This window comes from Arachidicoccus terrestris (assembly GCF_020042345.1).
GTDB lineage: Bacteria > Bacteroidota > Bacteroidia > Chitinophagales > Chitinophagaceae > Arachidicoccus > Arachidicoccus terrestris.
The window spans coordinates 1,807,400-1,823,963 of record NZ_CP083387.1; the positions used below are offsets into that span (position 1 = coordinate 1,807,400).

The 16,564-nt window shown below is 45.0% G+C and carries 10 protein-coding genes; 1 reads left to right on the top strand and 9 read right to left on the bottom strand.

Annotated elements, in window-relative coordinates:
• Nucleotides 1-16 precede the first annotated feature (16 nt).
• The 7 genes from K9M52_RS07345 to K9M52_RS07375 all read right to left on the bottom strand — a co-directional run bounded on the left by K9M52_RS07345 (nt 17) and on the right by K9M52_RS07375 (nt 13,297).
• Nucleotides 17-1,813 carry an alpha-amylase family protein gene (locus tag K9M52_RS07345; protein WP_224071407.1) on the bottom strand — a complete coding sequence of 599 codons (1,797 nt, stop codon included), beginning with the start codon at nt 1,811-1,813 and terminating at the stop codon, nt 17-19.
• Nucleotides 1,813-3,672, bottom strand: a complete 1,860-nt coding sequence (locus tag K9M52_RS07350; RefSeq protein ID WP_224071408.1) for a glycoside hydrolase family 13 protein — start codon at nt 3,670-3,672, stop codon at nt 1,813-1,815. Before K9M52_RS07350 ends, K9M52_RS07345 begins: the two co-directional genes overlap by 1 nt.
• A gap of 26 nt (nt 3,673-3,698) precedes the next feature.
• Entirely contained in the window at nt 3,699-6,128 is a 2,430-nt protein-coding gene (locus tag K9M52_RS07355; protein ID WP_224071409.1) for a glycoside hydrolase family 31 protein, read from the bottom strand.
• Nucleotides 6,129-6,286: 158 nt separating this feature from the next.
• Nucleotides 6,287-7,321, bottom strand: a complete 1,035-nt coding sequence (locus tag K9M52_RS07360; protein WP_224071410.1) for a SusE domain-containing protein — start codon at nt 7,319-7,321, stop codon at nt 6,287-6,289.
• Between the two features lie 32 nt (nt 7,322-7,353).
• Nucleotides 7,354-8,949, bottom strand: coding sequence for a RagB/SusD family nutrient uptake outer membrane protein (locus K9M52_RS07365; RefSeq protein WP_224071411.1), 1,596 nt, complete (start codon nt 8,947-8,949; stop codon nt 7,354-7,356).
• 62 nt (nt 8,950-9,011) lie between these two features.
• Nucleotides 9,012-11,981, bottom strand: coding sequence for a SusC/RagA family TonB-linked outer membrane protein (locus K9M52_RS07370; protein WP_224071412.1), 2,970 nt, complete (start codon nt 11,979-11,981; stop codon nt 9,012-9,014).
• A 305-nt stretch (nt 11,982-12,286) separates the two neighbouring features.
• Nucleotides 12,287-13,297 (bottom strand): LacI family DNA-binding transcriptional regulator, encoded by a 1,011-nt coding sequence (locus K9M52_RS07375; RefSeq protein WP_224071413.1) that lies wholly within the window; start codon nt 13,295-13,297, stop codon nt 12,287-12,289.
• Here K9M52_RS07375 and K9M52_RS07380 point away from each other — a divergent pair, their 5' ends adjacent.
• Nucleotides 13,298-13,495, top strand: coding sequence for a hypothetical protein (locus K9M52_RS07380; protein WP_224071414.1), 198 nt, complete (start codon nt 13,298-13,300; stop codon nt 13,493-13,495).
• 89 nt (nt 13,496-13,584) lie between these two features.
• On the opposite strand, the gene K9M52_RS07385 is transcribed toward K9M52_RS07380, so the two are convergent.
• Entirely contained in the window at nt 13,585-14,208 is a 624-nt protein-coding gene (locus tag K9M52_RS07385) for a hypothetical protein (protein WP_224071415.1), read from the bottom strand.
• 50 nt (nt 14,209-14,258) lie between these two features.
• A complete protein-coding gene (locus K9M52_RS07390) occupies nt 14,259-16,502 on the bottom strand; it encodes a TonB-dependent receptor (protein ID WP_224071416.1) in 2,244 nt (747 codons plus the stop codon).
• Nucleotides 16,503-16,564: the final 62 nt, after the last annotated feature.

Here is a 16,564-nt window from a genome sequence, read left to right on the forward strand (position 1 = left end):
AATAGCCAATTATCGTTTAACGGATCTGCCAAACCTGAAATCCGCCTGGAGGGAGCTCAAACTCTATCGTATTTCCGTCCAAGGAAAAACGATTGCTATTACAATTCGATAATAAAGGGCGTAATGCTTTAGCAGATCCCGGCGGAATAGAATCGGGAAGATATGCGGTCGCCTGTAATGCAGCGTAATGGTCAAAATTAGCCCCAAAGAACAAAGTTTCACTTGTATCATAACGCAGATAGCAAAGACCATATCTGCCCAAACCACGGCCATTCAGTATTGCCAGTTTTCCTTTAGCAACTGACCGGCGGCTTCCAACCAGGTTTAGTAGACCCTTATAAAACGCCCGCAATTTTATTTGCTGCTTATTTAATCCGGCACCATCATATTTTCCACGGTCTGCCCATTTCTGATAAACCGGCAGGCCCCAGTAATCAAAAATAGTCGTTTTACCATCTGCACCTCCGAACCCTTCGGCCTCATCTGCAGCAACTCCTAATTCCTGTCCAAAGTAAACGAGTACCGGGCCCGTAGTGGCCGTTGCCGCCACCCCCATCGCAGCTTCGCCCCGGAAAGGATCACCGGTAAAGGTTTTGGATGCGATTCTTTCTTCATCATGGTTTTCCAGAAAGTTCAGCATGTGGCCGCTGATGTCATCCTGACTGCGTAACAGTGCTGTGATCTGTCTGACAGTTGCGCCGCTGTCATTTTTCATAACAGGCTTTAAAGCATCGTAGAGCCCAACTTTGTTATACAGATAATCAAAGCCTCCAGGGGCGACAAAGGCATTATATTTTGCCGGGTCATAGGCCTCCGCGATAAAAAGAAGTTTTGGATATTTTTCTTTAACAGCCGGAATTACAAAATGCCAGAAAGCCAGCGGCACCATTTCCGCTACATCACATCTGAATCCGTCGACGCCCTTAGCGGCCCAGTAAAGTAAGATATCCCGCATTTTGGTCCAAACCGGCGGCACCGGATCAAAGTGAGTAGTGTCTCCATGAAATAAATCGACGCCATAATTCAATTTAACGGTTTCATACCAGTCATCGATAGAAGGGTTCGGCTTTAAAACATTATTTCCCGTTACTTTGGCAGGGATCTCTTCAAATTTATTATCTTTTAGGAGCGAATGGAAATCTGAGCCACCGGCGTTTACGCCGGCCGGCACCTGAAACGAAGTGCCCGGCAGGTAATAAAAATCATTTTGCGCACTAAAGGCCATTTGCTTGTTGTCCCCGGCACCAAAATCAACAACATTATTCGGTTTCTTGTCAGAGCGATATCCCCTGGCGACATGATTGGGGATAAAATCCATAATCACTTTTAATCCGTGATCGTGGGTTCTTTTTATCAGCGCTTCGTATTCCTCAAGCCGCTTATTCACATCAATGGCCAGGTCCGGATCTACGTCATAATAGTCTTTAACCGCGTAAGGAGAGCCGGCCCTGCCTTTTACGACATCCGGGTCATCGGGGCGGATATGATAAGCCGAATAATCCGCCATGGTCGCGTGTTCCAGCACGCCCGTATACCAGATATGGGTAATGCCAAGGGCTTTAATACTGTCCAGTGCCGTTCCGGTTATATCATTAAACTTTCCAACACCGTTCTCATCAACAGATCCATAATAGTGATTGGTCAGGTTACGATTACCGAACAGGCGAACCAGTACCTGATAGATAACCGGTTTGCCCTTAACGGCCCGAGACGGTCCGCCTTCAGGTTTTATATTACCCGCGCATCCTGTTATGACTATTATACAGAGCAGATATACTTTTCTTATATGCCTGTCCCTAAAAGTTCGTATCATTATTTCTGTAATTGCAAAATAGTGATGCCATTTGCCGGCAAGGCGATGTTTTTTATATCTTCTACCTTCTCCTTAGTCAGTACGTTAACTGCCTGGTGAAATCCCTGAAGCCTTTCTTTAAATCTGTCGGTATGCAGGATTTTGTCGCTATCATTTTTATTAACTATGACCATTACACTTTCGCTGTCCGTATAGCGGAAATATACGTAAACCTTACCTTCGGGTACATACTGCATCAGCTTACCTGTTTGCAGGGCCGGGCTTGATTTTCTAAACCGTGCCAGCGTCCTGATAAAATCAAAAGCTTTGTTTTCGCTGGCACTCCGGCCTGAGGCTGTAAACTTATTTACCTTATCTGACCTCCACCCGCCGGGAAAATCCTCTCTGACCAGCCCATCGGGGGCAGAGAAATTTTTCATTAAGATCTCTGTACCATAATATATCTGTGGCACACCCCGCATGGTAAGCAATATGCCCATCCCCTGCTGAAACTTGTTGAAATCTTCGCCTACCATGGAATAAAACCTGCTCATATCATGGTTGTCCATGAAAATCTCGTTCTTTTCCGGATGTTTATACAGGAAATCAAGCGATAGTATGGCATACAGTTTATTGGTGCCGTCTACCCAACCGTCTTTGTCATTTAAAAAACCATAGATCGCATCCTTCAAAGCAGCATCTGTCACCCCGGGCAGATAAGTATCCATGCCTCTGTTAACGGTATTGCCACCTGCAAAATAAGCCTGTTCTGCAACGGTAGTTACCAGGGTTTCCCCAAAGATGGACAGATGCGGAAATTGCTTTAAAATGGCCTTTGCCCAGTCCGCCATAAATTCCGGGTCGTTGTAAGGGTACGTATCCAGGCGAAGGCCGTCAATCCCCGCATACTCTATCCACCAAATATGATTTTGTAATAAATACTTGTCGACAAAAGGATTGTTTTGATTCAGATCCGGCATGGTAGGTACGAACCATCCGTCCAGCATGATCTTTTTATCAATAGCGGAACGGTGAATATCCATCACCGGCTGATCCCTGTAACTGCTGTTGGTATAAGCGGGCCACTGGTGAACCCAATCTTTCATAGGCAGGTCGTTCCTGATCCACCCCTCAGACCCGATATGATTGTGTACCACATCCTTAATCACTTTAAGGCCCATGCTGTGGCATTTCTCAACATAGGCTTTATAAAGCTGATTAGTGCCAAAACGCGGGTCAATCTTATAGATGTCCGTTGCGGCATAGCCATGATAGGAGGCCTTGGTCATATCATTTTCGACCATAGGGGTACACCAGATGGCAGTGACGCCTAAATCCCTGAGATAATCCAGGTGGTTCATCAACCCCTGAATGTCACCACCATGCCGCTCATACATAGAATCCCGGTTCAACGACTGATCTTTCATGCCCGGGATTCGGTCATTGGAAGGATCTCCATTGGAGAAACGGTCCGGCATGATCAGATAGATCAGGTCCTTATTCGTTACCCCCTGATTGCGGCCGGGATCGCTGCTGGGTTTGTCCAGCCGGTAGGTGTAGTGCAGCGCTTCCGATCCTTGTTTTGTAAAGCTGATAACAAAAGAACCGGGATCAGTCCCCTTATCGATGACCAGATCAATAAAAAGATAGTTAGGGTTTTCCACATGATGCACTTTTACCAGATGTACACCCGGGTAAGTAAATGAAACTGTCCGTTCTGCGATATCCTTGCCATGTACCAGAAGCTGAAGACTCGAGTCGGCCATATCCACCCACCAGGACATAGGGCGTACCCTGTCTAAGGCCTTGAGTGTTGGCTGAGCGCTCAGTTTTGTGAACATCCCTCCCCCGATCAGTAATATCCATAACCATTTACGCATAATTCTTAGCTTTTTTATCTTAATACCTATTTTAGCTCTATAATGATCTGTTCATCCGAATTTCTGATAACATGGCTCAATACACCTTCCCCTTCCAGCGGATTGGCCACTCCCTGGGGATCGAACTTAGAGATCGGCGTCAGTAAAGCTACGAAGTCCTTCTTAAAACCGACTTCATGTCCCTCGATGGAGAAATGCTGCTGACTGCCAAAACCATGCATCACCAATTTAATGCTTTTAAAATTAGAGCTTCGATTTCCTTCTTTCTTTTTCAAAATGATCCTGCCATTTGCCTGGTCATAAATGAAATCCCTTTTATAATAATCTCCCGACTGATATCCATAGGATCTTCCGTCATCTTCGTAATACGTATACCGGTTGTCCGACTCTCCTTTATAAATATTAAGGATCAATGTATCTTTGGGTAGCTGTGCCGTAGATTGGATCAGCGATTGCATCGGGATAATACTGCCGCCTTTTACATATACCGGCAATTTATTATAAGCCAGTTTCAGGATTCTTTCCTCATTTCCTTTTTGCACTTCACCGGTAAAAAGATCATACCAGATACCATTCGGAAAATAAGCCTCACCAAACGCCTGCTTACTTTCAAAAGGCAACACCAATATACCGGGCCCGAACAGGTATTCATTTTGATACCGGGTATCATAAACCTTGTCATCAAAACTATAGTCTATAGCCAGGCTGCGCATAAGAGGCAGCCCGTCTTGTGTTGCATTATAGAAGGCAGAATAGATATACGGCAACAAACGATATCGGAGGCCGATAAAGTTTCTGGCGATCTCGGTCACCTCTTCACCAAAGGTCCAGGGCTCGGCAGATTTTGTATTCACTGCTGTATGCCCCCTGTAATAAGGAGTAAACGCGCCAATCTGGATCCATCTGGCATATAACGCAATACTTGGATTACCGGTAAATCCGCCTATATCCATACCCGTAAAAGCGACACCACTCAAACCGAGGCTGTTCAATAAACGTATCCCTGCGATCATATGATCATCCTCTGCCCGGTTATCACCGGTCCAGATGGCCGTATATCTCTGGAGACCGGCATAGCCCGCTCTGGTCAGGATAAACGGACGTTCTTTAAAACTCTTTTTAGCGCCTTCATAGCTGGCTCTGGCCATTTCCAGCGCATAAACATTATGTGCGCCGATGGTTGTTGCGCCGGCGCCGTCATAATCAAACAGCACATTAAAAGGCATTTTATTTCCCCAACTGGCGATCTCGTTCATATCATTCCAAATCCCGTCTACGCCGGTACCCGCCAGAAACTTCACTTTATCTTCCCACCAGCTTCTCCCTCTTTCACTGGTAAAATCCGGAAAATTACACCAGCCTGGCCATACCTGGGCCGTATAAGGATGGCCATCAGGATACTTGATAAATACATCTTTGGCTTTACCATCCTCATAGGCCGGATAATCCTTTTCTACTTTAATGCCGGGATCCACAATGACCGTGGTCCTAAAGCCCATGGACTCCAATTCTTTATTCATCTTTACCGGATCAGCAAAACGCTTCTTATCCCATGTAAAAAGTTTATACTTCTCCATATAATGGATGTCCAGCGTAATACCATCCGCGGGAATTTTCTTCTCTCTAAGCGTTTTGGCGATCCTGAGCACTTCTGTATCCGGGTAATAGCTATAGCGATTCTGCTGATAGCCCAGGCTCCACAAGGGCGGCAGGGGCATTCGGCCTGTCAGTGTTGTATAATCAGTAATGATGTCTGCCACATGGCCTCCGGAAATAAAATAATAGTTCATCTCGCCACCATCGGCACCAAAAGATGAAAAACGGTTATTGCTGGCACCAAAATTAAAATCTGATTTAAAAGTGTTATCCAGAAAAATACCGTAACAAAGGTGGTCATGCAGTCCGATATAAAACGGAATACTGGAATAGATCGGATCTTCATTGGCCGCATAACCATATGAATCGTTGTTCCAGTTCACATATCCGGAGCCTTTTCTGTCCAGATTACCTGTTTTTTCTCCAAGCCCGATAAAGCGCTCTTCAGGCTGCAACTGTTTATAGGTGGTCACCTGATCTCCTATCCAGGACGTTCCCATTCCCGCGACGTCTTCATTAATGACCCTCCCGTCTTTTGTATAAAAGGCAATAGAAAACGGATGCTTCTGAAGGACCACGTCCAGGCTGTCTGTTGAAAACACCAGGCTGTCAGTAAATTCCTGCCATTTAGTGCCTGTCGTTTCCGGCCCGGTAATTACCGCATAAGAAAAGTCCCTGCCCAGCGGCCTCTTATCCATTCTGACACGGATCACTGAAGGTGAGTAAGCAGAGATTTCGATATAACTATTGGAGGTCCTTATCTTCAGTCCCTGCCCAGTGGCTTCTACCTGAACTATATTCCCGGGCGCCAGCAAGGCAGAAGGGGCAGGTATAGGATGATGTACTTGCTGTGTTTTCAATGAAGAGGTGTTTTTTGTTTCAGTAACTACCATAGAATTCTGGCCCATTGAGGCTGATATTAAACTTAAAGAAATGATCGCTGTACTTAAAATGCGCATGAATGATACATATAATGAATCACCGGCCTTTTGGTAAAAGCCAGTGATTCGAAAGTGAACTATTGAATAGCCATTGTTACGATGGGCTCAGATGGTACTCTCAGATCAAGTGTGATCTTATAGGTACCGGCCTCAGTGATAACAATATTGTCGCCGCCGTATTTGGCATTTACCCCTATATTCAGGTCCCACTTGTGATTGGCCCTGAATTTAAGATTGCCTGCTTTTAAGGCGACTGTTTTAGTCAATACCTGGTTCTCGGCATCAAAATCAAACAGGATATCGTCAGCGTCTCCCCAGCCCTTGGCCGCATCGCCGATAATGCCCCAATCCTCCGGTGTAGCATTCCAGGTCAGTTTCTTCGTATCTGCTTTCATCAGATAATAGCCCGCTCCATCCACTTTGAGATTATCACCACTTGTGGCCAATAGCCCAGCGCCCCCGCTGGCATACTGGGCGCCGTCCCAGTTTGGCTCTGCTGTGAACTTAAATTCATTAGTGGCATCCGGCAGGTTCACATAACCTTCATAAACACCATTATCTGCTACTGAGAATAACCGCGCAATAACCTCACTGGCAGGCATCCAGCCCTGATAAGCACCCGGCACATACAGAGCGGAATAGGTGATCACCCGTTTGGCGACATAAGGCGTAACTTTAAGGATCAAAGTGTCAGAGAACGCATAAAGGCTGTCGGCTACCTGCGCCAATACCCTGAGCATTACATCGCCCTCGGTACCCGCCTCATACTTGGCGCCCAACAGCAGTGTATTTAAATCAGCCGTCGTAAAGGAAAGCGTGTTAGCCGCTCCTACCCCTACAGACGAGAACTTGTGAAATGCAGAATCCCTGAAGCTCACCTGTAAAGTGTAATTTATCGCCGCAGCATAACCAAAATCAGCCTTATTCCAGGACAGATCCACTGCGTTTTCTGTCGCATTGCCTTCACTAAGAACAATTGTCTGTTGACTGGCTGTTAAGTTAACAGGAGAACTGGGAGAGGCGACCACCAGTGTACCCTCTTTTTTGCAGGATACCATTGATAGCATCAGCAGCGCACCCAGGATATGTAAAAAATTAAGTCGGATTTTCATTATTGTAGAGTTTTGCAAAGTGATTGACTGTTTTAACTGCCGTAACCCGGATTCTGCGTGAGATTATCGGGGTTCGCCGCAATATCAGAGGCGGGTATTGGAAATATGTTATACTTGTCCGCCACACTGGTTCCGTCTTTAACGCCGCCCTTCCAGGGCCATACGTAGGCACTTCCGGTGAACTTGCCAAAGCGAATCAGGTCTGTTCTTCTGAAGGCTTCATAATACAGCTCCCTGGCTCTTTCATCCAGGATAAAGTTCAATGTGATATTGGAAACATCCCCGCTATTATTTCCGTAAGCCCGTTCTCTCAGCTTATTGATATAACTGATAGCGGTTGCCTTGTCACCTCCGGTGCCGCCACGAAGCACAGCTTCTGCATAAATCAGATATTGCTCAGCCACCCTGAAAAGGGGAAAATCTGTCGAAACATAAGTTCCGGCATTGGCAGGCAGGCTTCCGTTTGCATTGGTATTCCGGAATTTAATGACTTTTACGCCCTGAGCAAAAGTAGATTGATTCGTAATCTCATAATCAGTACCTAACATCAATGCCGCTCTTTTATCCTTGGAAGTGGTATAGTCATCGCCAAAAAGTTTAGGCAGCGGTGAGCGCGCTCTTATGCCTCCCCATCCGCCTGTCGGAACACCATAGGACGCCGGGCCGTCGCCGGTGCTGCCGTCGATACATGCATTGACCAGAAAAGTCGTACCGCCATAGTTCTGCGTTTTGTTGCCATCATAATTAATCGAAAGAATCGTTTCCGGATTATTGAGGTTATTATCTGCCAGAAACAGGTTATTATAGTGCGTGTCCAGGCTGTAGCCGGATGCAATGACCTTTTTGGAATAGGTAATCGCGTCCGTATAACGATCCGTACCGGTATATACCTCAGCATTCAGGTAAAGTCTTGCCAGCAGCGCCCAGTCGGCAGCCTGATCCGCACGGCCATATTCATTCTGTCTCGGTGCTACAAGATCCGGTTCAATGGCTTTTAGTTCAGACTCAATATAGGTAAACAGGTCGGCCCGCTTAATTTGGGGAGGAGCGACCTTGCCGATAGCACTGTTTTCGTCCGTAAAAGGCGGATTACCGAACAGATCCATCAATACCCAGTATTGATAGGCACGGATAAAACGAGCCTCTGCCCTAAAATGTTTTAGGTCTTCCTGATCCTGCTCACTGAAAGAGGAAGGAACAGTAGCTGTTTCCCTGATAAAAGAATTCGCAGCGGTGATCTGGTAGATACAGCGGTTATATAACCCGTTCAGTAAAAGATTACCGGAAGTCCAGCTGATCTCATTGAGATCAGGAATGCCGGGGTCTCCCCATGCACAGAGCGCCTCATCAGTAGGCAGTTCCTGTGCATTCCAATACAGCCTCAGAAAATCTGATGTCCCGGCATCAATACCCCCCAGATCCGAACTGCCGGACCCACTGCTTCCAGTTAAGGCGAAGGCGCCATACACTTTTGCAAGCGCTTGTTTCGTACCCTGAATGGTGCTGAATACTTCTTTATCACTTGTTGTATTAATGGGCGACCTGTCTAGCTTTTTGCTGCAGGAGAAGGCGGTCATCATCACCACCACTGCCCAAACTATATGTATCTTTTGAAAATAATATTTCATCTCAAATTATTTTAGCGTGTGTCTGCTCCTTTAAGAGCATCCACTGTTTTTTGCATCAGATTCTAAAAGTTAAGATTCAGCCCAATTGTATAAACTCTTGGATTGGGATAGATATTGGTATCTATACCGCCATAGAATTCGGGATCAAGGCCGTCATACTTCGTGACACAGAATACGTTCTGTGCGTTCGCACTGAGTGTCAGGTTCGAGTTTTTCCAGTTAAAGACACTGCCCACCTTATATGCTATTCCAATATTATCCATTTTCAGGAATGAGGCATTCTGTACGTAGTAATCTGATTGTTGCTGTTTTTCAACAAAATTGGTATAGAGCACATCACTTACCGCATTAGAGAGATATTGGTTGACCGCCATATTATAGGCAATTCCATGGTTAGAGGCCACATTGTTATACATGTAATTGCCAATATTTGCTCTAAGCGTTGTGCTGAACGACCAGTTTTTATAATCCAGATGGGTGCTGAAGCCCAATACCCATTTGGGCCATGGAGATTTATAATAATACTGGTCATCGTATGGATTGATCGCCCCATCTCCATTCAGGTCCGCATACGCACCTTCAATGGGTTTACCATTCGCATCATAGACCTGCCTGTATACTAAAAATGTATTGGGATCCTGGTTCAGGTTCTGAATCTGTATGGTCTGTCCTGTGGCACCTTCAATACTGCCGGTGGTCTGTCCTTTAAAAGAAGAGTCTGCATGTGCCAGCAGATTTGTGATCTTACTGTTGTTATAGGAGGCGTTCAAATTGACGGACCAATTCAGGTCTGCTGTTTTAACGGGCACAAAACCCAGGTTAAGCTCGATACCTTTACTGTTCATTTCTCCGATATTGGTTAAGAGCTGATTGGTAAAATTGGTACCTGCAGGAATATTCACAGTGGCCAGTAAGTCTTTTGTATGCTTATTATAAAGATCCAGGCTACCGTTAATCCTGTCATTGAGCAATCCGAAGTCTATACCAATATTTGCAGAGGCAGTTCTTTCCCACTTTAAAGATTCATCATAAGGCGAGGGGGTATACATCTCATAAAAGCTATCGCCAAACTGGTATTGAGATACATTGTCACTCAGATAGTAGGTCGGGATATACTTGTAGTCATCTATACCGGACTGATTACCCGTAATACCATAACTGGCCCTGAATTTCAGAGAAGACAGCGCATCCCAGTCACGGAACATGGCTTCTTTTTTCAGGTTCCAGCCAAGGGCTACTGAAGGAAACCAGCCCCAGCGGACATCTGGTGCAAACTTGGACGAGCCGTCTCTGCGAATGGAAGCCGTTAGCGTGTACTTTTCATCGTATGTATAGATTAAGCGGCCGATATAAGAGATCAGCGTCGTCTGCTTCATAGTATATGGATACAGCGGTTCTGTATTAGGGATCTCTCTGTTTAGATAATCAAAAGATGCGTATTTATCCTCCGTGCTTTTATTATCGTAATAACCGTAGACCAGCAGGGCGTTAATATTACTTTTAATGGAACTGATATCTTTTTTATAGTTCAGCATATACTCCGCAAAATAATTATTGAAATCGCTGCTATACTGGTTATTTAGCCCTTTGTAGGCGATGTCTCCCTGTAGGTTATACGTATTTCTGGAAGTACTGTCTTCCCGGGTAGTGCCTGTCGTTTTGCCCACATCAAAACCGAGATTGGCACTGATCTGCAGATCGGGAAGAAAATGCAGGCTATAGTCCAGCTTGATATTACCAAAACCCCGGTTAAAGTTACTGACGTCCCTACGTTGCATCAACATGCTGACAGGGTTAATAGGCGCGAGCGGATTAGGTGTCCCATCTTCTCGCATCCATTCAAAATAGTTCCCAAATAAAGCATTGTTCTCGTCAAAAACAGATTGAGTCGGGTCAAACGCGATCGCCGCTCCGATGGCGCCCTGATTGGCATTTCTGTTCTTAGTCAGACTACCGTTCAAATTTAGGGCGATCTTCAGGTGATTATCAAAAAGTGACGGCGTCAGGCTCAATGAGCCAGTTGTCCGCTGCATGTTATCTGTTTTCAGGATACCATCCTGATTCAGATAACCGACAGACAACCGGTAAGGTAGTTTGCCAATCCCTCCGGAGACACTCAGATTATTATTCGTGGTTAAGGCTGTCTGGTAAATCTCTTTTTGCCAGTTGGTACTGGCTGTCCCCAGCCGGCTTCTATAGGAAGTATCAAAATCAAAATACGATTGACTATTTATGTAACCCCTGAACTGGTCTCCGGTGAGCACATCTACATACCCTTTAATTTTACTGACCGAAAACTGTGTATTAAAATTAACCCTGGTTTGCCCGGCCCGGCCTTTTTTGGTTGTAATCAGAATAACCCCTCCGGACGCCCTGGAGCCGTATATTGCTGCAGAAGCGGCATCCTTCAGGATAGTGACAGACTCAATATCATTAGGATTTACATACCCGTCAAACGGCGCCCCGTCCACGACCTGTAATGGATCCTGACCGGCATTGAGTGAAGAAAGGCCCCGGATTCTTATTTTGGATCCGCTGCCGGGATGACCACCGTTGGAAGTAATAGAAATACCGGGTGCTTTCCCGGCGATCATCTGGTCAAAACTGGTAATGGATCCTTTCTGAAAGTCTTTTTCGGAGATGGTTGAAATAGCACCGGTCACATCTTTTTTGCTTACAGACCCATATCCAATTACGACGACATCGCTGAGTGTAGAACTACTATCCTTTATCAGCGTTATCTTTAACTGATTGCCGCCAGCAATGGCAACCTGCTGGGTAAGGTAGCCGATAAAAGAAAAAGAAAGACTGGATTCTGTAGGCTGGACCTGAAGCGAAAAAGCGCCTTTGATGTCCGTAACAGTTCCGGATCCGCTTTGAATTGCCCGGACGGAAACACCGGCCAGAGGTGTCTGATCCTGGTTTAAAACGACCCCGGAAACTGTCCTGCTCCCCTGTGCCATTGTCCATCCGCTAAAGATGACTGACAAAAAGAGCCCCAGTAAGAAAGGAAGTTTTTTAGAATGCATCATTTCATTGAAGGTTTTAGAATATTTTAATTTTTTGTTAATGAGTGTATCTTTCAATGGTTGTATTTTCAAAAGGGAACGTTCCCGAATGTTACCGGAAACGTTCCCGATCAATATTCTGCGGCTAAACTAAACGGATTTTAAATAACTGCCAAATTATTTTTGGTTTTTATTAAGATTTCTATAACATAAAACACCGAGGTTTTGGCAATTTATTTAATCCGAAATCCACCTTCCTGAGCCCTGTTTTAGGGAATTAACGTTTTGATAACCAACAGATGTTTGCACCCAGCTTCTCGGTCCGGCACTTAGAATTGGGTCGATGCCCGGTGAATGATATCAGAAGATAAAATTTGTTCTTTTTTAGGAAGTTCAACACCGCATAGAATACCGAAGATCAGTTTAGCGGCTTCCCTGCCTAATGCTTCGGCTGGCTGCGTAATGGTGGAAAGAGAAGGATGAAGAAGATCTGCTATACTTAAATTAGAATAGCTGATCACTTTTATATCTGACGGGATCTGCAATTTAAGGTTATTGCAGACACGGTAAGCGGCGGTGGCCAAACGCTCCACACTGGCAAATAAGGCCTGGGGTTTATATAGCTCAATGGCTTTTTTTATTGCATTATAGGACTCTTCAAAATCATTGGTGCAATCAATGATCAGGTTCTTATTTACTTCTATGTTACATTGTCTGTGGGCCTCAAGATATCCCTGCAACCTGGCATTACCAATGGATACGTTTTTGTCAATGACCAGAAAAGCCACCCGATCCAGCCCTTTTTTCAGAAAATACGTTGTGGCCTTAAAGCTACTGTCAAAGTCATCGGTAACGACTTTGGGGACATCAATGTCGTCATACACCCGATCAAAGAAAACCAGCGGAATCCGGCTCTCTTTTAACTTACCGATATACTGATGATCGGTGCCTTCTCCTGATACAGACATAATGATCCCTTCTACCCTGCCATTAAATAAATCTTCAACGATACTGACTTCTTTGTCATAATTACTGTCTGTAACATATACCAGGGTATGATAGCCTTTATCCTGCGCAACTTTTTCTATGCCTTTCACAGCCAGAGAGAAAAAATTATTGGCCAGTTCAGGCATAATGACCGCCAGCGTCCGGCTCTTCGACCCTCTCAGGTTGCTGGCATAAATATTTGGATAATAGCCCAGTTCCTTGGCCTTATCCAAAATATATTGTTTGGTTTGCGGATTAATATCATTCTTGTCCCGGAACGCTCTGGAGACAGTCGAAGTAGAAAGGCTCAGGGCCTGGGCCAGCTCCTTGATATTTATAAATGACTTAGCCATATGGATCAGATATACGCACAAAGTAATAATTTTCCCGAGAATTCCATTAAATTTTTGAAAGGAAGCCAGGCCTTGGCGGCCGTCAGGAAACCAGAGGCATCACCATTATCCGACAAAAAACAATATCAAAAAAGCGCATTAGTCCTCAAAAAGAAAGTCGCCACACCAAAGAGGACTTATCCGCCTACAGACGAATAGGGCAACACCGAGGATCAATCACCCTCCGCTAAATTATTTTAAGAAAAAGTTAGGTCTATAATATACCCCCTTTAATAGGCGCTGACTGGTTATTCGCCGCACTGTTTCAGCATGGCCTTTGCTTCTGCTTGCCCCCACCTGGGTTTAAAGCTGGCCGTCGTATCTTGAGCGGCAAACAGGTCAACGGACTTTTGGAAGATCGGTTTGGCAGCGGCTTTTCCACCGCCAAAACTTTCAGGTGTATGGAACACGGTCTCTCCCTTCATAAAATAAATTCTGGGATTGGCAGAATCCTGTGCAACTGCAGTCTGATAATACTTTTCCATCAAAGGAGCCGCTTCCATATAGCGCTGCGCTGGATTGACGGACATTTTCATTACTTCATTGTAATAATGTAATGTGCTTAGCTCAGAATTCTTCTCAATTAACTCAGCTTTAGCCAATAGACTGTCGACTTCTCCCCCTGTCTGGTCTTTATCAACGGTTCCGTCATGCATAGCCCCTGTCAACTTAGCAAGCGCTGCATAATAATAAGGAATCCATAGATTTTTTTCCGCCTGTGCAATTCTGTTGAACGCAGCAGAGACACTATTATAGTCTTGCATTGTTTTAGCCGACTGCAGCAATTTAAGATTTGCCTTCATAGCCGGGGCATACCTGGCGGATTGAGCTTTAAGACCGGCAGCTCCGGTGATTAAGGCTATTATAGCCATTGCGATCATTTTTATCATTGTAGTTTTATTTAGGTGAAAGATTTGACTGTTTATAGATTCTCATTAATGATCTCCTCAGAGCGGTCTCGTCCAAAATTAAAGAACACCCCGACAAAATACTGCCTTTTAGACATAGGCCAGACAGGTTGTTTGTAGGAGCCGTCATAAGAATAATTATACGTATATAGTTGCTGCAACCCGAAAATATTTTTAATGGTAGCAACAAACATGACCGTCATCTTTTTATTCGTCTTTCCAAAATCCGGCAGATAATCAATGCTAAAATCGAGGTTATTGTAACTGGAAGATTTTCCCTGGTTCTTTAAATGATACGTATGGTTTTCCAGATCCGGCTGGAAATAATAATAAGGCCTTCCGGTAGCGAAGCTATAGGAGAAATTCACCTGTGTTTTGATACTGGGAATAAACTGCTGCAAAACAGCGGACAACGTATGTGGCGTGACAAAATCCGGTTGCAGCGCGGTGGGATAATTCAGGAACTTGCGTCTGGTATGAATATAGGAGTAACTGATCCAGTACTTGAACGGAAATGTCTTTTGATCTTTCCAGAACAGGTCAACTCCTGCGGCATGCCCGTCGCCACCGTTATCATAGGGGAAGTCATTGATCTGGGTAGCAGGTACCAGGCGGATCAGATCATCATACTTCTTATAGTAGGCCTCCAGGCGCAGAATCTGACTGGTGCTACTCTTTTGATAGTTAAGAATATACTGAGTTGACTTTGTGAATCCCAGATGCTGATTGTACATCAGGTAGTTCGCTTCAGGTTTCTGGTAAAAAATTCCGTACGCACCGGATATCTGCGCATTGGGGCCAACCCGATACGCCATGGATACCCTGGGGGCCACTTTGGTTTCATTCACCAATGCAGACCTTTCAGCGCGGACGCCCGTTTTAAGCATAAAATCACCGGTAAAATAAAGATCATTTTCTGCAAAGACGGCGCCATAGTTATCCTTGAAGCGCACCTTCCGGTCATTGTACAGGCCATCCGTGTGTGCGTAATTATACTCACCTCCAAAGCGGATGGCATTTAAATGATGAAATTTCTTCTCCAGAATAAACCTCGACTGCAGATGATCCTCCGTATTCAGAAAAGTAAATATCTTATTATTCATCCAGTGATACGACGGCGAAAAACTCACGGGTTCATTATCACTGTTAAGTATACTTCTGACGACATGATCATGATTAATACTGAAACTATTGGCCCAGACCAGTTTCCAGCTTGCACCCAGGCGCTCTGTCCAGTTCAAGTTATTATACCAGTTGTTGTTGGCCACATTAATTTTATCCTTTAGCGAGAGACTGTCGATATCTTGCCAGGCGTATCCGACATCATTATGACTGAATTCCGTATAATACTTAATCATACCTCCCTTGGTCTTCCTGTGATAAAAGAAATTACCAGTATGGTAAACAGGCACACGTGTAATATCAAAATAGGTAGGCACAACCTGCATTTCCGGCCAGATATTAATATAATTATAACTGGCGCCATAGCCGGATTTCTTATCCCTGGATAATTGCTGTGTGCGGAGGTTTACATAGGCGATAGGAGAAATATCGATCTCATACTCTGACTTTTCGGGCAAATCATTACTATTCATGAGCAACACGGAAGACATGGCATTACCATAGAGCGCAGAATAGCCACCTGTGGCAAACATGGTTCCACTGAAAAGCCTAGGATCAAACCGCCCCCTTTGCATGACCTGAGGGCCGCCTGCGTAATAAGGATGCTGGATCACGGCTCCATCCATATACTGGGCGGTTTCCCCTGCGGTACCTCCATGTACAAATAAACCGGACGACTCCCCATTTTGCTGGGTACCGGGCAATAACCGCATGGCGGAGGAAATATCTGCATTAGTGGAAGTGGTAAGAATATCCAGCGATGAAAGAACAACACCTTTTTTATTATCTCCGGCAGAAAACGACCCGGCAGTAATCGTTACAGCCTTTAATTCATTAAACGCTTCCTGCAATACAACATTTAAGGTGACAGCCTGACCTTTCAGTTCAATGACCTTTTCAACGCTTTCATAGCCTGCCATACTGAAGACAACCGTGTCCCGGCCCACATCTGCCGTCATGAATGTATAGTTACCTGAACTATCCGTAATGGCTCCGTCATATCCGTTTTTTACCGTGATATTTGCACCGACAAGGGGACGCATTTTATGATCTCTGACCCACCCCCGAACGGGTGTCTGTGCGCTGACCTGTGCAAAAACAAGGCTGAAAATGCAAAGAAAAAAACTGACTTTCATAGCATGTCTGTATTGTGTTGAATCGAAAGATGTCCGCCAACAAAATTGCGGGCATTTGATGA

What these genes read in the sequence shown, in the direction of transcription:
- K9M52_RS07345 (WP_224071407.1), bottom strand. Translation starts at nt 1,813, where the DNA reads ATGATACGAACTTTTAGGGACAGGCATATAAGAAAAGTATATCTGCTC.
- K9M52_RS07350 (WP_224071408.1), bottom strand. Translation starts at nt 3,672, where the DNA reads ATGCGTAAATGGTTATGGATATTACTGATCGGGGGAGGGATGTTCACA.
- K9M52_RS07360 (WP_224071410.1), bottom strand. Translation starts at nt 7,321, where the DNA reads ATGAAAATCCGACTTAATTTTTTACATATCCTGGGTGCGCTGCTGATG.
- K9M52_RS07365 (WP_224071411.1), bottom strand. Translation starts at nt 8,949, where the DNA reads ATGAAATATTATTTTCAAAAGATACATATAGTTTGGGCAGTGGTGGTG.
- K9M52_RS07370 (WP_224071412.1), bottom strand. Translation starts at nt 11,981, where the DNA reads ATGATGCATTCTAAAAAACTTCCTTTCTTACTGGGGCTCTTTTTGTCA.
- K9M52_RS07375 (WP_224071413.1), bottom strand. Translation starts at nt 13,297, where the DNA reads ATGGCTAAGTCATTTATAAATATCAAGGAGCTGGCCCAGGCCCTGAGC.
- K9M52_RS07380 (WP_224071414.1), top strand. Translation starts at nt 13,298, where the DNA reads ATGGATCAGATATACGCACAAAGTAATAATTTTCCCGAGAATTCCATT.
- K9M52_RS07385 (WP_224071415.1), bottom strand. Translation starts at nt 14,208, where the DNA reads ATGGCTATAATAGCCTTAATCACCGGAGCTGCCGGTCTTAAAGCTCAA.
- K9M52_RS07390 (WP_224071416.1), bottom strand. Translation starts at nt 16,502, where the DNA reads ATGAAAGTCAGTTTTTTTCTTTGCATTTTCAGCCTTGTTTTTGCACAG.